19 protein-coding genes are annotated in these 18,126 nt (G+C 48.7%); 8 read left to right on the top strand and 11 right to left on the bottom strand.

What is annotated here, in order from left to right; translation table 11 throughout:
• Window positions 1-218: 218 nt before the first annotated feature.
• Together JUF22_RS08430 and JUF22_RS08425 are read right to left on the bottom strand one after the other, a co-directional pair.
• The gene (locus JUF22_RS08430) at window positions 219-536 is read right to left on the bottom strand and encodes a hypothetical protein (protein WP_191988054.1); all 318 of its coding nucleotides are present in this window, start codon (window positions 534-536) and stop codon (window positions 219-221) included.
• Between the two features lie 296 nt (window positions 537-832).
• Window positions 833-1,231, bottom strand: coding sequence for an iron-sulfur cluster biosynthesis family protein (locus tag JUF22_RS08425; RefSeq protein WP_203645530.1), 399 nt, complete (start codon window positions 1,229-1,231; stop codon window positions 833-835).
• Between the two features lie 192 nt (window positions 1,232-1,423).
• Between JUF22_RS08425 and mscL the strand changes: the two genes are divergently transcribed.
• From mscL to JUF22_RS08390, 7 genes are all read left to right on the top strand, one after another.
• Complete coding sequence (gene mscL, locus JUF22_RS08420; RefSeq protein WP_125762819.1) at window positions 1,424-1,798, top strand: large-conductance mechanosensitive channel protein MscL; 375 nt, start codon at window positions 1,424-1,426, stop codon at window positions 1,796-1,798.
• Window positions 1,799-2,097: 299 nt separating this feature from the next.
• On the top strand, window positions 2,098-2,715 hold the full coding sequence (locus JUF22_RS08415) for a sunset domain-containing protein (protein ID WP_203645528.1): 618 nt from the start codon (window positions 2,098-2,100) through the stop codon (window positions 2,713-2,715).
• A 1-nt stretch (window position 2,716) separates the two neighbouring features.
• Entirely contained in the window at window positions 2,717-3,577 is an 861-nt protein-coding gene (locus tag JUF22_RS08410; protein WP_203645521.1) for a DNA/RNA non-specific endonuclease, read from the top strand.
• Window positions 3,578-3,636: 59 nt separating this feature from the next.
• On the top strand, window positions 3,637-3,888 hold the full coding sequence (locus JUF22_RS08405; protein ID WP_203645519.1) for a hypothetical protein: 252 nt from the start codon (window positions 3,637-3,639) through the stop codon (window positions 3,886-3,888).
• 170 nt (window positions 3,889-4,058) lie between these two features.
• On the top strand, window positions 4,059-4,421 hold the full coding sequence (locus JUF22_RS08400; protein ID WP_125762827.1) for a hypothetical protein: 363 nt from the start codon (window positions 4,059-4,061) through the stop codon (window positions 4,419-4,421).
• Between the two features lie 133 nt (window positions 4,422-4,554).
• A complete protein-coding gene (locus tag JUF22_RS08395) occupies window positions 4,555-4,908 on the top strand; it encodes a hypothetical protein (RefSeq protein ID WP_203645517.1) in 354 nt (117 codons plus the stop codon).
• Between the two features lie 166 nt (window positions 4,909-5,074).
• Window positions 5,075-5,497: a hypothetical protein gene (locus JUF22_RS08390; RefSeq protein ID WP_203645515.1), complete on the top strand. Its 423-nt coding sequence runs from the start codon at window positions 5,075-5,077 to the stop codon at window positions 5,495-5,497.
• Window positions 5,498-5,638: 141 nt separating this feature from the next.
• On the opposite strand, the gene JUF22_RS08385 is transcribed toward JUF22_RS08390, so the two are convergent.
• Window positions 5,639-5,881: a hypothetical protein gene (locus JUF22_RS08385; protein ID WP_203645513.1), complete on the bottom strand. Its 243-nt coding sequence runs from the start codon at window positions 5,879-5,881 to the stop codon at window positions 5,639-5,641.
• 262 nt (window positions 5,882-6,143) lie between these two features.
• Between JUF22_RS08385 and JUF22_RS08380 the strand changes: the two genes are divergently transcribed.
• On the top strand, window positions 6,144-7,544 hold the full coding sequence (locus JUF22_RS08380) for an SNIPE associated domain-containing protein (RefSeq protein ID WP_203645511.1): 1,401 nt from the start codon (window positions 6,144-6,146) through the stop codon (window positions 7,542-7,544).
• Between the two features lie 560 nt (window positions 7,545-8,104).
• On the opposite strand, the gene lepA is transcribed toward JUF22_RS08380, so the two are convergent.
• The 8 genes from lepA to dnaK all read right to left on the bottom strand — a co-directional run bounded on the left by lepA (window position 8,105) and on the right by dnaK (window position 18,118).
• The gene (gene lepA / locus JUF22_RS08375; RefSeq protein ID WP_203645509.1) at window positions 8,105-9,937 is read right to left on the bottom strand and encodes a translation elongation factor 4; all 1,833 of its coding nucleotides are present in this window, start codon (window positions 9,935-9,937) and stop codon (window positions 8,105-8,107) included.
• Window positions 9,938-10,123: 186 nt separating this feature from the next.
• Window positions 10,124-11,413 carry a D-alanyl-lipoteichoic acid biosynthesis protein DltD gene (gene dltD, locus JUF22_RS08370; protein ID WP_203645508.1) on the bottom strand — a complete coding sequence of 430 codons (1,290 nt, stop codon included), beginning with the start codon at window positions 11,411-11,413 and terminating at the stop codon, window positions 10,124-10,126.
• Between the two features lie 3 nt (window positions 11,414-11,416).
• Entirely contained in the window at window positions 11,417-11,650 is a 234-nt protein-coding gene (dltC, locus tag JUF22_RS08365) for a D-alanine--poly(phosphoribitol) ligase subunit DltC (RefSeq protein ID WP_125762841.1), read from the bottom strand.
• A 35-nt stretch (window positions 11,651-11,685) separates the two neighbouring features.
• Window positions 11,686-12,894, bottom strand: coding sequence for a D-alanyl-lipoteichoic acid biosynthesis protein DltB (gene dltB / locus JUF22_RS08360; protein WP_203645506.1), 1,209 nt, complete (start codon window positions 12,892-12,894; stop codon window positions 11,686-11,688).
• Window positions 12,894-14,420 carry a D-alanine--poly(phosphoribitol) ligase subunit DltA gene (gene dltA, locus JUF22_RS08355; protein ID WP_203645504.1) on the bottom strand — a complete coding sequence of 509 codons (1,527 nt, stop codon included), beginning with the start codon at window positions 14,418-14,420 and terminating at the stop codon, window positions 12,894-12,896. The genes dltB and dltA overlap by 1 nt, the downstream gene beginning before the upstream one ends.
• A gap of 53 nt (window positions 14,421-14,473) precedes the next feature.
• Window positions 14,474-14,623: a teichoic acid D-Ala incorporation-associated protein DltX gene (locus tag JUF22_RS08350; protein WP_125762847.1), complete on the bottom strand. Its 150-nt coding sequence runs from the start codon at window positions 14,621-14,623 to the stop codon at window positions 14,474-14,476.
• A gap of 304 nt (window positions 14,624-14,927) precedes the next feature.
• Entirely contained in the window at window positions 14,928-16,076 is a 1,149-nt protein-coding gene (gene dnaJ, locus JUF22_RS08345) for a molecular chaperone DnaJ (RefSeq protein WP_203645502.1), read from the bottom strand.
• 170 nt (window positions 16,077-16,246) lie between these two features.
• A complete protein-coding gene (dnaK, locus tag JUF22_RS08340; RefSeq protein WP_203645500.1) occupies window positions 16,247-18,118 on the bottom strand; it encodes a molecular chaperone DnaK in 1,872 nt (623 codons plus the stop codon).
• Window positions 18,119-18,126: the final 8 nt, after the last annotated feature.

Below are 18,126 nucleotides of genomic sequence, written 5' to 3'. Positions count from 1 at the left end.
GCTGGAACCGTTCCCCATAGCAGGACCACCTTGATCCCGCCGCCGGGAGCGGCATTGACCCGCGATTTTCACGCAGGTTGGTCGCCGGAAAGAAGCTGACTCTTCAATTATAGAGGAGTCGGCTGTGAATTGCCAAAATTCAGGCCAAAGAAAAGAGCCTCAGGCAAATTTAATTGTCTGCGGCTCACCGCTAAAATTAAATAATTAACAAAACGGTCCTAGACCTTCTCGGTATCGCTCGGATGATCAGCGTGACGTTGCTCGCGCTGGGCAAGTTGCGTTTCCAAGTAATCTAACATATCCGCCTCGTTTTGAAACACGCGTGGATGCTTTTGTTTGTGCAGCCGCAAATCAATCTCGTTGATTCGCTGACGGCCGGTCCACGTGTGACCATAACGAATGATTACCCGATTATTGAGCGAATCTTGACCGAATTTAAACACGTAGACGCTCTCTGGCGCCATCAATGGCCGAATATACGACTTTTCGTAACGATAGTTATGTTGCCGTAAGAACTCTTTGGTTCGACTCAGCATGGTAATCACCTCCTAATTCATGACAATCTACTCAGCTTTTAACCGACGTCAACGCCGGTTCGGTTGCCTACCCGTTTTAAAATGTATCAATAATTGATAATAGTTGATTTTTCACTAGATTGCAAGCAAAATGTCTGGCTTCCCAAACTTTTTTCACGGTCGATTACAGGAAATTTCACGCATTTGGCAATCCGATTGAAACCACTTACATTGTTTATTGTACTATACTTTCAGGACCATTGGAACCAACTAAATTGAAAAAAAGCGGCTCACTTTCGGTACGCGTTACTGTAAGCTTAGCAAGACTCACCCTTCAACGTAATGCCCTGGGCGAAGGCAGCCAATACGTCCTGGCCATTCGCAATTTGAACCGCGTTATCCAGCAGTGCATGCGCATCATCCTTGATTGAAATCTGGCCGTTTCGATAATCCATGGCCACGCCCGCTTCCAGAAAAATCAAATCGTAGTCGGATGTCCAGAGCCGAATCCCCTGGTCATTGTGCAAGCTAACCGGATAATCTTTGTCAGGCGCATCGATTACAATCAGCGTGAAGTTGGTGCCAATCGTACAGGCCCCACCCTGAAGGGAATACTTGCCGCCACCATCGTCCGTCAACAAAATCAGATTTTTTTGTGCCAACCCTTTGCGCTGTAGCAACGCAACCAAAGCGTCACTTAACTGAATGCTCGCCATCATCAGTCCTCCTATACTTGAATTCGTCTGCTTATAAACCCATTCTACCGCAGCACAGTCGGCCATGCATCGTTGAGTGCCTCGTTGCCAATCGGCCCATTGGTTGCTAAACGTTTTAGCCTCAGCGTTTTGGTTGCAATTTTTACCCAAATCATTAAAAATAGAAGACAAAACCTTTAGGAGGAATCGCTCGTGTTAAAAGAATTTAAAGAGTTTATCGCCCGCGGCAACGTCATGGACCTGGCCGTCGGGGTTATTGTCGGGGCAGCCTTTACCGCCATCGTCAACTCGTTGGTCACCAATCTGATCAACCCCCTGCTGGGAATCTTTGTGGGGAGCATTGACTTCTCCAACCTGGTGCTCACCGTGGGCAGCGCCCATTTCCGCTACGGGGCCTTCATCAACTCCGTCATTAATTTCCTGATTATTGCCTTCGTGGTCTTCCTGTTGATTAAGCTACTCAACAAGATTCTGGCTAAACCGGCGGAAGAACCTAGCGAGCCCGTGCCAACGCAGGAAGAAAAGTACCTTCGTGAAATCGTCGAACTGCTTAAAAAAGACAAGTAAGTTGCTTAGTTCACCAGTTCTTACTAACACACCTCATCATTACAAAACCCTTCAATCAGCCATGTCTATCCGCGAGTCGCGGAAGGCATGGCTTTTTAGGTTGTCCCACTGATCCTATTTTTATTAACGACGTCATTAACCCGCAAAATTTTGTTCACCATCGCAATCTTTAGAATTAATTACAAAAATGTCTTGCGACTGGCGGTCCATGCCCGTAGAATTGGTGGTGAGCCACAACTACTTTGTAGCACACATACAGGACTAAAGTGGCAAACTAGGGGAAAGAAGCTGATCATCACATGACGTTTGCACTTATTTGGATTCTCCTGTGGGGCGGTGCGGCCTACTGGGTCCTGCGCAAACCCCATCGCCGTAGGATTTTAGGGAGCGCCTTTATTTTTCTCGCCCTCTTTGGCGGCATGGTCGGACTAGCCGCTGACAACCCACAGCCGACCATCAAGACCAAGACCGTTCAGGTGGGCACGAAGCGGTTAGCGCGCGCCAAAGCCGAGTCCCGCCGGTTGGCCGTGATTGCCAGCCAACAGACCGCGACCAGCGACCAACTCGCTGCCCAAGCCAGCTCACAGGCCGCCGCTGCCAGCAAAGCCGCCAGTGCCAGTCAGGCTTCTAGCCAGTCCGAAAGTCGGGCGAGTGCCAAGAGTGCCTCACGGGAAGCGGTCAGTCAGGCAGCCGCAGCCAAGGCAGCGAGTTCTAGCACGACGACACAGTCTAGCCACGCCCGCCATACCCGAGGCGACCTGACCACCGGCAAGAACGGCCAGATCATTGGCAACAAGAATTCCAAGATTTATCACGTACCCGGGCAATCGGGCTACCACATGAACAGTAGTAACGCCGTTTACTTCCAAACGGAAGCGCAAGCCAAGGCGGCCGGCTACAGAAAGGCGTTGCGATAAAATGAAAAAATTAACCGCTATCACGGCCACACTGCTGAGTCTGGCACTTATCGGGCTCAGCGGCTGTACCCATAACAAACAGTCCGCCGCAGCCGATGCGACCAGCACCAAGGTCGTTTATGATCATCAGCCCCAAAAGCAGGCTAAAAAATTAGAGCAGGCCAATTCCGCTGAGAGTGCCCGCCTAGCCAGTGAGCAGAAGTCCCTGGCCCACCGCAAGGCCAAGCTTAAAAAATCCGCCAAGAAGAAACCAGCCGCTAAACGGTCCACCAAGTCGGCGGCCACCACGAACCTTGCCGCCCTCACCTACGCGGGCCAACAGGAGATTACCGTCAACCACAACAATCCGGGCTTTAGTCGCAAACAACTGTCCAAGGCCCATGGTGCCTGGCAAACGTATCACAATCTCGACAGTCAAAACCGGGTCACCGGCGCCGAAGCTCTGTTGAATCAGTCGCTGATGCCGAGTGCCAAGCGGGAATCTCTGACCGTCGATCCGACCGGCTGGCACAACAAGCGCACGCATCACGGCTGGTTGTACAACCGGAGTCATTTAATCGGCTACCAATTTACCGGTCAAAATAACAATCCGAAGAACCTGATGACTGGGACGCGGACCCTGAACAGCCCGCTCATGCTACACAACGAAATGGACGTCGCCACCTACCTCCACGCTAGCAAGGCCCATTACGTGCGTTACACCGTGACCCCCATTTTTCGGGGTAGTGAATTGGTCGCCCGTGGGGTCCAAATGCGGGCGCAGTCGTTAGGCTCCAACGAGATTCACTTCAACGTCTACATTTTTAACGTCGAACCTGGTTACACGATTGACTACGCCACCGGCTACAGTCAAGCCAGTTAATCAGTGGTCCAAACTCTGAAGACTTGAAAAGCTGACGCGATTCCCTAGGAGGAAAATTAATGAAAACACTACGCAAAGCCCTAACCCTGATTGCCATCACCTTTACGCTGGGTGGCGTCGTCGAACCCCTGACCGCCCCTGTTCCTACTGCCGAAGCCAAGAGCGCCAAAGTCTGGATTGCCCCTAACCACGGCCATCGTTATCACTTCGACAAAACCTGTCGTGGTCTGAATCACGCGGGTAAGCTCAAACACGTGACGAAGAAATGGGCAAAGAGCCACCACTACACGTTGTGTGGCTGGGAAAAGTAGGCCTGTCAGGCTGGTGCATCCGCCAGCCTTTTTGCGTGCTACCGATTGGTCTAACCAGCCGCTTACTATTTCGCGAGAAAATGCTATACTGTGGAAAGGGTCATTTGTTTAGCGAATAAATAAAAATTAACTATTCTACATATTTTATGTGAATCTAGAGGTCGACGAAGATGAAAGAACAACAAGCAGATTTTACCGAAACTGATTGGCAACGGGCCCAAACGGCGGTCTTTGACGAGTATGACCTATTCACCAAGCAGCTCCACGTAGAAGGTGTGGACTACACCATCTTACAAGCACGCAGAATCGTGATCTATCAGGATTTGATTGAAGAGTGGCGCCACAGTGCCCCAACACTGAAGGTTGATTTAGAAGACAATACCGAAGCGTTGACGGTCTTTGAGGACCTCGCCACGGACGGCAAGAGCCACCTGTTGGACCGCTGTGCCAAGAAAATGGAAAAGTGGCCGGACTACATCCCGTCACCCCTAACCATTTGGCTGGAATTAGCCGAGGACGCCGAACGCGAGTAAACACGAATGACTAAGTCCCTTATTCATTAGACTACTGAAACGACTGGCGACTAGCTAGCCGTTTTTTGCTGGTCTGCGGTGACGTCCAAAACTGACGACGTTAAAAGCTGATTGTCTTTCTAGGAGGAGTTTCATGCATTTGAGAAAATGGGGATTGTTGTTACTGGCCCTGGTCATGGTCGGCTTACCCGCCATCCCCGTCCACGCCAGTTATTTAAATGGTAATGCGTACGCTGCCAAGGCTACCCGCCGTGTAAAAATCACCCGGACCGTTCACGTTTACCGGGTGCGGACCGGCAAGTACGAGGCCGCCAACCGCTTTACCGATGCCGGCTACGTTCACAAGGGCGCCCACGTCAAGATTTCCCACTGGTTAATGAGTTCCGGTGGCGTCTGGGTGATCAAGTCGCCACATAAATATACCCACAATTCACGAACCTTCTTTGTGGTTGCGGCTAAGGGTCATCATTGGTATCACAAATATTAACAGTGAAACAGCTACGACGGTTGTCCGAAAAGGCAACCGTTTTTCACTGTGATGGTCAATCCCCTTCACAGTCTAACGAAGAATGCATTTTATTCCACCCAATTTCAGCAGTATATTAATCTGTGTATTCGTGTCTACATAAATCTTGGTGTAAAGGATGATTTTAATGAATAAACGTCTAACACTTTCAATCACGCTGTTAACCGGTCTGTTGTTGGGCTCCGCCGGACTACCGGTGTCTGCTGAAGCTAAAACGACCAAAACGGTTCCCACGCAGTTGCGCGGCTACTACAAGCATGGCCCAGTCAAAGTCATTGGCCAGGCCAAGGCCATTCATTTAACCCGCCACTACGTTTATGCTGGCCCCTATGGCAAAGGTTACTTCCAACTCAAGGTGACCTCTGTGAAGCAAACTGGCAATCACTATTCAATCATGGCGCCTAAGTATCGCAAAAAGCCGATAAAGTTGACCCAATTATCTCATAATCAATTACAGTTCTCTGGTCAGTTTCCGTTCACTAGTAAAAAGAAAATTGCTACGCGGACGACGAAGACAACCTTTAAACATATTCTGTACAATATCGGCTAATAAAGATTTAAATGGACTTTTAGCCTATTCCGTAGCAATGCAAAACACCCAGGTTCACGTCGATTGACGTGTGCCTGGGTGTTTTAATTTGAAGAAAAAGTCAACGACCAACATCCCCGATGCCAGTCGTTGACTCCCTACTTAAACGCGTTCTCCAAGATCCAACAGTTCTAACCGTTCCAGCTTAGTTAACCGCCATTCGACCTCAGTTGGTGATAACCGAAAGCTCTCCACCGGAATGACACAGTGATTCGTCCATGACCATTCACAAACCTGTTCCAAAATTTTCAAGTCTTCGTCATCCAGGTCGTCGATGACAATGGCCAATCGATCAATAAACGCGGTTGGTCCCCCATGAAACGCAAATGCTAGTCCCTTAGTCATGCGCTACTCCCCCTCAATCGTCCTTCAGTTGTCTAACGTCGCTAAATATATCTGTAGATTACCATTGATTGGGTTAGTGATGTATGGGGGATGACTTGTCTGGAAAGCTTAGTTTCTAAACAAACGGGGAGCAATAAAAAATCCCACATCTTCCCAGCAGTATATTCATGTGTCATAATGAATACATTAGCCACATATAATTTGGACATCATCGATTGGGACCTACAATCATTGGCCCATACCTACTAGGAGGAAATTTCATATGGCATTTAGTGATATATTTAAAACTTCAAAATTCAAAAATGAAATTGCACACTTAAAAGAAACTAACGACGCACTCTCAAGAATGAATATCGAGCTGGAACACTCAATACAAGAGTTAACTAAGAAGGCAAATTTGAAGCTTTCTATCCATGAACTGGAACCTCTAAAGCTTAGTGAAATGATAGAATCAGAAAAGCAAGAATTATCTAATCTAAAAGAGAATGAGGAACAGCTCAAAACAAAATTTAAAAAAACAGCTGACACTAGAAATATCAAAATTAAATCGCTTGAAAATCAACTTAAAGAACTAAATCAGAAGAAGGAAAGCATACGTGCTGATATTAGTGATTTAGAACCAGACTTAGAGATGAGTTCTTACGGACTATACAAGCCTCAGTATGATTTTGCTACGGCTTTAGATTATAAAAATGTCTTGGCGGAAATTCGTGATAGCCAGAAGCGTATGATACGAGATAAAACTGCAGCTAGTTGCAATGAAAATTGGCTTGTAAACAACAGCTCGGCTCAAGGTAGAAAAATGAACCGTAATAATGTCAAAGCAATTCTACGCAGCTTTAACAACGAATGTACAGAAGCTATCAGTAAAGCTACTTACTCCAACTTTGATCGAATCGAGAAACGTATTCAACGCTCTTTTGAACAACACAACAAGATGTATGATGTTGTTTATGTCAAATTAAGCACAGAATATCTGAACTTAAAAATAAAGGAACTTAACTTAGCATTTGAATATCGACAAAAAGTTCAGGAAGAAAAAGAATTACTCCGAGAAGAACGAGCAAAAGAACGAGAAGAAAAGGCCCTACAACGTGAAATAGCGGCCAAACGCAAACAAATTGATAAAGAAATTCATCATTATTCTCAGGCAATTAGTGAGCTCGAAGCAAAATCAAGAGAAGACCCGAATAATCAAAGTCTGTTAGATGAAATCGAAAAGCTCAAAGTCGAATTAGCCGACCAACACAGTCAAAAATCTGAAGTTGATTATCGAGAACAGCACGCAACTGCGGGATACGTTTATATCATCTCAAATATCGGTTCTTTTGGAAAAAACGTTTTTAAAATTGGGGTAACACGCCGCCTCGAACCCATGGATAGGGTCAATGAACTTGGCAGCGCCTCTGTCCCCTTCAAGTTTGATGTACATGCCCTTATATTCAGTGAAGATGCTTACCAACTAGAAGCCGAGCTTCACAACAGATTCTCGAACGAGCGAATCAACAAGGTCAATGGGAGAAAAGAATACTTTAATATTTCAATTGACGATGTCGAGGAGGAACTCAAAAAATATAAGAACGTTACCGTTGATTTTAAGCGAAATCCAGAGGCAGAAGAATATCGTGAAACTTTAGCGCTCAAAAAAAATGCTGCTAACTAATCAGGTATGGACCAAACAAAAGATACACCTCTGTCAATGAGAGGTGTATCTTTTGTTAGAATCAGAATTTATAACTTAACTATATAAATCTAAGATTATGACTCGTAAATTGCAAGCGCAAAGACCAGATGGAACAACGCGTTTGTTTTGGAAAGAATTATATAGAATTCAATTTCGCCACAACACTAAGGAAAATGGGGCTTCCGTTACACCAAACTCCGTAAAATACCATGCTAGTAAAGTTCAGGACAAGCTCGAGTTTCCGTTTTATTTCCGTTCTTTGCGTCCTACGGTGTTAGAGAACAATACAAACATTAAGGAAATTCAGGCCAGACTGGGTCATGCGAGAATTAGCACTACAATGGACACATACTCCCATGTTACTGAGAAGATGAGTTCTGAGACCGTCGACATATTCGCAAAATGGTGCTCCATCAGAAGAACTGACAGTGCACCATCTTAGTAAATTATTTAATTTTGTCGACACGCCAACAATTCCGTCGACAAATGGTAGGCAAATGGGCGGCAGCCGAAAAGGCAGTCCCCTAGAACCCGCGTCACTACTTGGTTTCATCCTCATCGGTTTTGAGGACAGCCATAAACGCTTCTTGAGGGATATCCACTTTCCCAACAGCCTTCATCCGCTTTTTCCCAACCTTTTGCTTCTCTAACAGCTTCATCCGTCGGGTCCGGTCACCACCGTAAAGCTTGGCGGTCACGTCCTTCCGGTAGGCCTTGATCGTCGTTCTCGCAATGATCTTAGCCCCGATAGCTGCTTGCACAGGGATTTCAAAGTTTTGGCGTGGGATAATACCCTTCAACCGAGACGCAATTTCACGACCCCGTTGGGCGGCGAAGGTCCGGTGCGCGATGAAGCTCAAGGCATCGACCTTGTCGCCGTTCAGGAGAATATCGATCTTGACCAAGTCGGCCTGTTGGTACCCGGCCCGCTCGTAATCCAAGGAAGCGTAGCCCCGGGTGCTCGACTTCAGTTTGTCAAAGAAGTCAAAAATGATTTCTGACAACGGCATGTTATAGATAATGTTGACCCGGTAATCGTCCAGGTATTCCATCGTCAAGAACTGGCCCCGTCGGTGTTGACACAGGTCCATAACGGCCCCGACGTATTCGTTAGGCGCCATAATCGTGGCCTTCACGATGGGTTCCTCAATCCGCTTAATGGCAGAAGCTTCCGGCATTTCTGCAGGGTTTTCAACTTCCTTCATGCCACCGTCCGTCAAGTACGCGTGGTAGGTAACGGATGGTGCCGTGGTGATCAAGTCCAAGTTGAATTCTCGTTCCAAGCGTTCCTGGATGACGTCCATGTGGAGCATCCCCAAGAACCCACACCGGAACCCAAAACCCAACGCCTGCGACGCTTCGGGTTCAAATTCCAATGCGGCATCGTTCAACTTCAATTTTTCCAAAGCCTCACGCAAGTCGTTTAACTTCGCGTTGTCGGTTGGATAGAGCCCGGCGTAAACCATGGGACTCATTTCCCGGTACCCAGGCAAGGCCTTGTCGGCAGGCTTAGCCGCATTGGTGACGGTATCACCCACTCGCGTATCCGTGATGTCCTTGATGCTGGCCGTGATGTAGCCCACGTCACCGGCAATCAGGTAATCGCGTGAAATTGGCTTAGGCGAGTTGACCCCGACCTCAGTCACTTCATATTCACTACCGCTGTTCATCAGACGAATCTTATCGCCGGGTTGAACCGTACCCTCAAATACCCGGACACTCAGCACAACGCCCCGGTAATCATCGTAAACGGAGTCGAAGACCAAAGCCTTCAACGGCGCATCCAAGTCACCACTAGGTGCGGGCACCTTGGCCACGATTTGTTCCAGCAGTTCTGGAATCCCGATACCCTGCTTGGCACTGGCCAAAACGGCGTCGGACGCATCCAACCCGATCACATCTTCAATTTCTTTCTTAACTTTTTCGGGATCAGCGGCGGGCAGGTCGATTTTGTTAACGACCGGCACGATTTCCAGGTTGTCGTCCAAGGCTAAATAAACGTTGGCCAACGTCTGAGCTTCGACCCCTTGCGCAGCATCCACGACCAGGACGGCCCCTTCACAGGCTGCCAGGCTCCGTGAAACCTCATAGGAGAAGTCGACGTGCCCAGGTGTATCAATCAGGTGAAATTCATAGTCGTGGCCGTCCTTGGCGTGATACGTCAATTCAACCGCGTTTAATTTAATCGTAATTCCGCGTTCACGCTCAAGGTCCATGTTATCCAACACTTGATCTTGCATGTCGCGCTTGGAAATGGTATCCGTTAACTCCAAGATTCGGTCCGCAATCGTGGACTTCCCGTGGTCAATATGGGCCACGATGGAAAAGTTACGGATGTATTTTTGATGTTGCTTTAATTTCTCAAGATCCATGTTGATTTCCTACTTTCTTAAACGCCATTCTCAACAATTATAACATAGCCATCGCATTTTCTTAACTTTAACCCCTACTGAATCCAATAAGCAATCGGCAACTTGTTTGATGCCAAAATTTCATCTTCATTCCTTCCAAATTAAAAAACGGGCACCCCATCAAAAGGGATACCCGCCAGTTAACATCTATTTATTGTCCGCCTCATACTGCTTCAAATCGCTTGGCGCCAAGTTCTGCCATTGCTTGCTGTAGAATTTGTCGCTAATCGCGTAGTGCGGTTGCGGTTGTTGCTTACTGAGGAACGGATTGACCTTTTTATCGACGGCCAACCAACCACGCCAGCCCAAGTGAATCGTATCCGTCATGAAGTACGGCACGTTCCCCTTGTTGCTGAGGTCAACAATGTTGTTGAACCCTTGTGATTGTAATTGGTAGTGAATCTTTTGGTCAAATTGCTTGAGCATCGTGGCCGATAAGCCCGTGTACTTCTGCCACCGCGCGTTGATTGGTGGAATGATGAAGAGCACGTTGGTGTTCAACCGTGAGAATTGATCCAGACACAGCTGGAAGTCAGCGAATTCCGGCGACTTGGTGTACGACAGGTTCTTCTGGAAGTTCTTCAGATTGCCCGTCTTCAATTCCTTCTTCAGCCCTTGCTTATAGAACTTATCGCTGATGTGGAATCGGTTATCACCCGTCGCAGCTTTCCCTAACTGACCACCCAGGCGATCCAGTGCCGAGTAGGAATAATGAGTGGGTAACTTCTTGGCTTGCTGGTTCACCCGATTGAGGTTTTGCGATGGCAGGTCAATGCCGGAGAAGAACTGGTCTTCTTGTGTCAGCATATTCTTGCGCGTTTGCAGGTAGAACCGCTGGAAATCCGTCAACTTTTCACCCTTGGCCACGCATTGTAGCGCAGCGTAGATGAAGTGGTCCGAATTAGCTGCGGGCATTTGGAGCAACCGTTGGGCCGCGTACTGGTCAATCGCATCGTGCCGGAAATGGGTCAGCCATTCCGCCGTTTGTAATTGTGAGTAGTAGAAGCCAAACGCGTCTTTCCGGGTCCCATTCTTCACGAACCATTGTGGTGAAATCACGAAGACAGCTTTCTTGTTCCGCAATTCGCCCTGAATGTTTTGCATCACGAAGTACTGTGTCAGAGACTGTGAGCCCCGGGCCCCCAGCAGAAATGGCCGGTAAGACCGCTTGTACTTCTGGGCCAACACGGACGGATGCATGGGGTCAAACCGTGACCACTCGGAGGAACCAAAGAATGGCACGTAGCCATCCTTTAGCGCCTGTTCCTTCATATGCTTCCCTCGTAAGACGTTGGGTGACAAGGAAACTGCCGCCTGCCGTTCACGAGCCGCGCTAACGTGACTGAAGCCCCAGGTAACGGGCATTGCCAACACCGCAAAAACCAGAATCGCCGCGAGAATTAACGGACCAAAGATCCGTAGTAATCGCTTTGCCATTGGCTAAGCCAGACTTTCGACTTTCGCAATGATCTTGTTGGGCGTGTCCCACTCTGACCGCTCAAATTCAGAAACGGGCACGTTGATGCCTAGGTCCCCTTGTAATTGCAATAATAGTTGAACAGACCCCATAGAGTCCATCAGGCCACTGTCGAACAAGTTGTCGTCCATGGCGCCGCTAACATCGTTACCCGTTAAGTCGTTCAAAATCCCTAAAACAGTTTCTTTGATATCCATAATAATTTCCCCCTAAATAATAGTTATAACCCTACTTAATGAAACCATAATTTATCCAGCATCCCTGAGAAGATCAGGAAGCTGAAGCAGACCATATTTGCCGTTAAGAAGATGGCAAATACTTGGGTGAAGCCGTTGTGTGGCACACTGGCCCGGTGCTTCTTCTTGTACCGCAGCCAGGTGTCGTTGATAACCAACGCACACCCATGGAACAGCCCGTACGTGATGTAGTACCAGGTGACCCCGTGCCAGAACCCCATGACCAACATGTTAATAATGTACGTCACGTTAGCCGTGGTGGTTGGCTTCTTGAAGACCTTATGCTTCATGAACCAGAAAACCAGGCGCATGTAGATAAAGTCTCGGAACCAGAAGGACAAGGTAATGTGCCACCGGTTCCAGAAATCCTTGATGTTCGGTGACCGCCACGGTTGATTGAAGTTCATTGGCGTCGCAATGCCCATGATATAGGACGTTCCGACGGCAAACAACGAGTACCCCGCGAAGTCAAAGAACAAGTCAGCACTGTAAGCATACATGTACCCCAGCACCGGCCACGACAAGTCCAGGAAGCCGCCCCGAGAATGCATCGCCATCACTTGTAGCTTAGGCATCAGCATTGTCCCGAAGTAGTACGCCAGGATGAACTTGTACAAGAAGCCAACGAAGATGTAACGAATCCCCTTTTGAATCATCCCGAGATATTTCTCACGGTCGGGCACTGACCGGTAATCGGCTTCAAATCGCCGGTAACGGTCAATGGGCCCAGATGAAATCGTGGGGAAGAACAGCATGAACTGTAAGAACGTCATGACCTGATAGTCTTTTAACGTGCCATCCCGCGTTTCCATCATGGTTTGCACCGCCCGGAACGTCAGGTAGCTGACCCCCAGGAACCCAATCAGGGAAGCCTGACCGTTTTCCACGGCGGGTGTGACCTTCACGATGGTCAACGGAATAATGGCGAGAATCACCATCAGGTAAAATATCGGCCCCGAATTTTGGTGCTTGCGATAAACGGCATACCCCCAGGTCAACGCCACTTCGTACAAAATGTAGATGATCAAGGCCACCCCTTGCGTCCATTTCGGACCGCCAAAGGTTAAGACCAGAAAGAAGATTGAGATCAACGTTTCGTACAGGCGTGACCGTTTGCCGTACAGAAGACCAATCATCAGTGGCAGTAACGCCACACCCAACAAGGCAAAGTACGTTGGGTTGCCGTAAGGTTCAAATGACAACATTACTGATTGACCTCGGCGATAATCGATTTAATATCAACCTTGCCGTTGGGGGTCATCGGTAGGCTTTCCTTGTAGACGAAGCGCTGTGGAATCATGTATTCCATCATGTCGCCGCCCTGTAAATTCTGTTTGATAGCCTTGGTCAGGGCTAATTCACTTTCAATGTCTGATTCGCTTGGCACGACCCAGGCAATCAACTGGCTAACCTTGTGGTTGCGGTCGTACCGTGGCACGGCAACCCCCACTTGGATGTGGTCCTCTTGGGACAGGTAGTGGTTAACTTCTTCCAGTTCAATGCGGTAGCCGTGAAGCTTGATTTGAAAATCAGTCCGGCCACGGTACATGATCAATCCGTTGTCCAATTGAACCCCTAAGTCACCAGAGCGGTAAACCGTTTTCCCGTCTACTGTCACAAAGGCCTTTTCAGTCTTCTCTGGATTGTGCAGGTACCCTTTGGACATGGACGGTCCACTAATCATCAGCTCGCCCTCAGTCCCTGCTGGCACCGGCTGGAGCTGGTCATCAACAACGGTAATCGTCGTATCATCCTTGGCATAGCCAATTGGCAGCCGTGGGTAGTCCGCTAAAATCTGTTCGGTAATTTCCACCTGGGTCACCGCCACCGTGGTTTCCGTTGGACCATAAGTGTTGAAGATCCGAGCCTTTGGGAAGCGTTGGTGCAGGTTCGCTGCCGTGGCATGAGTCAATTCCTCGCCGCAGAACAGGAACCGGGTGAGCTGTGGATAATGAGTGGCATCAAATGTGGGCTCCATTAAGCAAATGTCCACAAACGATGGCGTTGAGACCCAGACGTTCAGGTTCATCGTCGGTAAGGTTTCAAACAAGGCGCGGAAGTTATCCGTGACGGTCTTTGGTAACGCCACCAGCGTGCCACCAGCTGCCAAGGTCGGTCCCCAATCCATGACGGACAGGTCGAACGAGTATGGCGCTTGTGATAACGTGCGGGCATTAGCTGGTAACGTGAAGTCGTCACTCAGCATCCAGTTCACATAGCTTAAAAGATTGGTGTGTGAAATCTGAACCCCTTTAGGCTTCCCAGTCGTCCCTGACGTGAAGATGATGTAGTAGGTGTCATCCCCGCTAACCCCATGGTCCACGTGATAATCGACGGACTGGTTAAAAATTGTGGTTAAGTCATCGGCGGTAATCACCGGTGTGTCACCCAATGTGGTTGGTAAGTCGCTGACAGCAATCGCCGCAGCTGGTTGCGCAATCTCATTGATCGTGGTAATTCGTTCCAATGGTGAGTGCGTGTCGATTGGCACATAAGCGTGACCACTCTTGACGATTCCCAGGAACGTTGCCATCATGTCAAAGGTTTGGCCCCCGTACACCATGATCGGTGCGTGTGCCGGTAGGTCCATGCTGTCCAGGTGAGCCGCAAGGGCGTCTGAACGTTGTTTTAATTCCCCGTAAGTGTTTGTGTGACCAAGGTCATCGTAAGCTAACCGTTCCGGGTCTTGGAGCGCCCACTGATCCATGGCCGTAATCATGTTTCTAATCATACTCAATCCCCCCAAAGATTAATCATACTCCCGCGAGCTGGTTGTTCTCGCAACTAGAACTCGTTGTAAATGAACGTTGAATTATTCAAACCGCTATACCCGTATAAATAAACCAACGCCATCAAAATCACAAAGTAGAATAAGGTCCAGCCAATAAAAGCGACCACCGGCTGATGCCATAAAGCCAGCCACTTTGCTCTCATGAAATTCACCCCCAAAGTTTGTCGACCGATTCGCCCCCAAAGTCGACGTCCGTACACCACTTAACCAGGTCGGTAACTCCCCGACGAATCGACGCTGACTAAGCCTGGAGCTTATGTGGTCCCTACCACGCTCCTTATGTTCTGAGAATATCATTGCCCTACCCGGATTGCAAACAACCTCACTCAACCTTAAACCTTTCTTTTCATTTCAGGGGGGTCACGGTTATTTTGCCCATCAAAAAAGGCCACTGACAATCGTCAGCAGCCTTGATATATCAACTATTTACGCATTCTTAACCCATGCTTAATTTTCGTTGAACTTGTCGCGCATTTTGTTAAATAAGTTTCCTTTGCCAGTACCTGTAACACTTTCGCCACTGGCCTTCGCAAAGTCACGTAAGGCATCGCGTTGCCCCTTATTCAGGTTCTTAGGTGTGACAACCTTCACGGTCACGTGTTCGTCACCGTTACCATTGCCCCGCAATCTTGGCGCACCCTTGCCCTTCAAACGGAAGGTCGTGCCGCCTTGGGTACCGGCTGGCACCTTCAGCTTAACGTCACCATGGACCGTCTTGACCGTGACGTCATCCCCAAGGGTAGCCTGGACAAATGAAACGTCTTGATTGAAGTAGATTTCCGTGCCATCACGCCGGAAGTCCTTGCTAGGTTCCACTTGGAAGATGATAAACAGGTCACCATAGCCACCACCGTTTTGACCGGCTTCGCCTTGGCCCTGTAACCGCATTTGTTGTCCGTCATCGACCCCAGCTGGGATGGTGACTTCAACTTCGTGTTGGTCTTCCGTATGACCGGTACCCCCACAGGTTGGGCACTTTTCTTTGATTTCTTGGCCCGTACCGTGGCAGACAGGACAAGGTTGTTGACTCCGCATCCGGCCTAATGGCGTGTTGGTTTCAGTCGTGACATAACCGGAACCGCCACATTGGTGACAAGTGACGGGTGAAGTCCCTGGCTTAGCGCCGTTCCCGCCACAGGTGTGGCATTGGGCTTCACGGGTATACTTGATCTTGGTCTTCTTCCCAAAAATGGCTTCTTCAAACTTCAAGTCCATTTGGTATTGCAGGTCCCGACCTGGCCGTGGGGCATTCGGGTTACGTTGGCCGCCACCGCCACCAAAGAATTGGTTAAAGATGTCGTCGAAACCACCGCCGCCACCAAAGCCGCCGAAGCCACCCTGTTGACCGCCGCCAAAGCCACCGAAACCGCCTTGTGCGCCATCAGCAGAACCATATTGATCATAGTTAGACCGCTTCTGTTCGTCACCCAAAACGTCATAGGCATCCTGCACAGCCTTGAATTTCTCCGCCGCGTCAGGGGCCTTATTCAAGTCCGGGTGATACTTCTTTGACAATTTGCGATAGGCCTTTTTAATTTCTGCTTGGCTGGCATCCTTTGCGACGCCCAGTACGCCATATAAGTCCGTTTCCGCCATCTTTTTCCTCCCAATCAATTCCGATATTTCCGTTACTAGCGTTGTTCGCTAGCTAGACTCGGTACAACCGATTCAGCTGTTAAAACTTCCTCTAGTAAGAATAGCATACTCGAAACAAAAAGCCAAAGCCCCACGGACTCTGACTTTCTGCTTACACACTGACAGTAAGATTACTTCTTATCGTCGTCGTTAACTTCGTGGAAGTCACCGTCAACGGTGTTGTCATCCTTACCATCACTCTTAGCATCACCACTGGCTTGGCCAGCAGCGGCGCCGTCAGCACCTTGTGCTTGTTGTGCCTGTTGTGCTTGTTGGTATAACTTGACGGAGAGGTCCTGGATGATCTTGTTCAGGTCGTCCTTCTTGCTCTTCATATCGTCCAAGTTGTTCGCTTCTTGGGCTTTCTTCAGGGCATCGCGGGCATCTTCAGCCTTCTTGATTTCATCGTCAGAGACCTTACCCTTAACGTCTTTCAACGTCTTGTCGGTCTGGAAGAGTAATTGGTCGACTTCGTTCTTGGTGTCGACTTCTTCCTTACGTTGCTTATCGGAAGCTTCGTTTTCCTTAGCTTCCTTCATCATCTTTTCAACTTCCTCGTCAGACAGACCGTCGGAACTCTTGATGGTAATCTTTTGTTCCTTGTTCGTGCCCATGTCCTTGGCAGAAACGTTAACGATCCCGTTCTTGTCGATATCGAAGGTCACTTGGATTTGAGGAACACCACGAGGGGCAGCTGGAATGTCAGCAAGTTGGAAGTTACCCAACGTCTTGTTGTCAGCAGCCATTGGCCGTTCACCTTGTAAGACGTGGATATCAACGGCTGGTTGATTGTCAGCAGCAGTTGAGAAGACTTGTGACTTGCTGGTAGGAATGGTTGTGTTCCGGTCGATCAACTTGGTGAAGACCCCACCCATGGTTTCGATACCCAAGGATAATGGCGTCACATCAAGTAAAACAACGTCCTTCACATCACCGGTGATAACCCCACCTTGAACGGCGGCACCTAAAGCAACGGCTTCATCAGGGTTGATGGAGTGGTTAGGTTCCTTACCCGTCCACTTTTGTACGGCTTCTTGCACGGCTGGAATTCGTGTAGAACCACCGTTTAAGATGACAACGTCAACGTCGCTAGCTTGTAAGTCAGCATCCTTCAACGCATTTTCAACGGGGATCCGAGTCTTTTCAACCAGGTCAGCAGTCAATTCGTTGAACTTAGCACGGCTCAAGCTCTTTTCCAAGTGCAAGGGACCGTTGTCGCCAGCGGAGATAAATGGCAAGCTGATTGAGGCTTCAGTCACACCAGAAAGGTCCTTCTTGGCCTTTTCAGCAGCGTCCTTTAACCGTTGAACAGCCATCTTATCCTTAGATAAGTCGACACCGTTTTCGTCCTTGAAGCCGGCAATCAACCAGTCCATGATCTTTTGGTCAAAGTCGTCCCCACCTAAATGCGTATCCCCGTTCGTGGAGAGCACATCGAAGACACCGTCACCTAAGTCCAGGATGGAAACATCAAAGGTCCCACCACCAAGGTCGTAGACCATGACTTTTTCATCTTTGTCTTGCTTGTCCAAACCGTAAGCCAAAGCAGCGGCCGTTGGTTCGTTGATGATCCGTTCAACGTTCAAGCCAGCAATTTTACCGGCATCCTTCGTCGCTTGCCGTTGGGCATCGTTGAAGTAAGCTGGGACCGTGATAACGGCCTTGTCAACCGTGTCGCCAATGTAATCTTCGGCGAATGATTTCAGGTGTTGTAAAATCATTGCGGAAACTTGTTCTGGCGTGTAATCCTTGCCATCAATCGTTTCCTTGAAGCCAGCTTCACCCATGTGACTCTTGATAGATGAAATGGTGTTAGGGTTGGTGATTGCTTGGCGCTTGGCCACTTCACCAACTTGCGTTTCGCCGTCTTTAAAAGCGACAACGGATGGCGTCGTCCGGGCGCCTTCCTTGTTCGCGATGATCTTAGGCGTGCTACCTTCGAGAACGGCGACAGCAGAGTTCGTCGTCCCTAAGTCAATTCCGATAATCTTGTTACTTGCCATCAAAAATT

The sequence above is a fragment of the Levilactobacillus lanxiensis genome, assembly GCF_016861655.1.
Classification (GTDB): Bacteria; Bacillota; Bacilli; order Lactobacillales; family Lactobacillaceae; genus Levilactobacillus; species Levilactobacillus lanxiensis.
Note: the sequence above shows the minus strand (reverse complement) of the source record. Positions and strands in the feature narration are given on the sequence as shown.

Coding starts and splice junctions, on each gene's coding strand:
- JUF22_RS08430 (WP_191988054.1), bottom strand. CDS start 536: ATGCTGAGTCGAACCAAAGAGTTCTTACGGCAACATAACTATCGTTAC.
- JUF22_RS08425 (WP_203645530.1), bottom strand. CDS start 1,231: ATGGCGAGCATTCAGTTAAGTGACGCTTTGGTTGCGTTGCTACAGCGC.
- JUF22_RS08415 (WP_203645528.1), top strand. CDS start 2,098: ATGACGTTTGCACTTATTTGGATTCTCCTGTGGGGCGGTGCGGCCTAC.
- JUF22_RS08410 (WP_203645521.1), top strand. CDS start 2,717: ATGAAAAAATTAACCGCTATCACGGCCACACTGCTGAGTCTGGCACTT.
- JUF22_RS08405 (WP_203645519.1), top strand. CDS start 3,637: ATGAAAACACTACGCAAAGCCCTAACCCTGATTGCCATCACCTTTACG.
- JUF22_RS08400 (WP_125762827.1), top strand. CDS start 4,059: ATGAAAGAACAACAAGCAGATTTTACCGAAACTGATTGGCAACGGGCC.
- JUF22_RS08395 (WP_203645517.1), top strand. CDS start 4,555: ATGCATTTGAGAAAATGGGGATTGTTGTTACTGGCCCTGGTCATGGTC.
- JUF22_RS08390 (WP_203645515.1), top strand. CDS start 5,075: ATGAATAAACGTCTAACACTTTCAATCACGCTGTTAACCGGTCTGTTG.
- JUF22_RS08385 (WP_203645513.1), bottom strand. CDS start 5,881: ATGACTAAGGGACTAGCATTTGCGTTTCATGGGGGACCAACCGCGTTT.
- JUF22_RS08380 (WP_203645511.1), top strand. CDS start 6,144: ATGGCATTTAGTGATATATTTAAAACTTCAAAATTCAAAAATGAAATT.
- lepA (WP_203645509.1), bottom strand. CDS start 9,937: ATGGATCTTGAGAAATTAAAGCAACATCAAAAATACATCCGTAACTTT.
- dltD (WP_203645508.1), bottom strand. CDS start 11,413: ATGGCAAAGCGATTACTACGGATCTTTGGTCCGTTAATTCTCGCGGCG.
- dltC (WP_125762841.1), bottom strand. CDS start 11,650: ATGGATATCAAAGAAACTGTTTTAGGGATTTTGAACGACTTAACGGGT.
- dltB (WP_203645506.1), bottom strand. CDS start 12,894: ATGTTGTCATTTGAACCTTACGGCAACCCAACGTACTTTGCCTTGTTG.
- dltA (WP_203645504.1), bottom strand. CDS start 14,420: ATGATTAGAAACATGATTACGGCCATGGATCAGTGGGCGCTCCAAGAC.
- JUF22_RS08350 (WP_125762847.1), bottom strand. CDS start 14,623: ATGAGAGCAAAGTGGCTGGCTTTATGGCATCAGCCGGTGGTCGCTTTT.
- dnaJ (WP_203645502.1), bottom strand. CDS start 16,076: ATGGCGGAAACGGACTTATATGGCGTACTGGGCGTCGCAAAGGATGCC.
- dnaK (WP_203645500.1), bottom strand. CDS start 18,118: ATGGCAAGTAACAAGATTATCGGAATTGACTTAGGGACGACGAACTCT.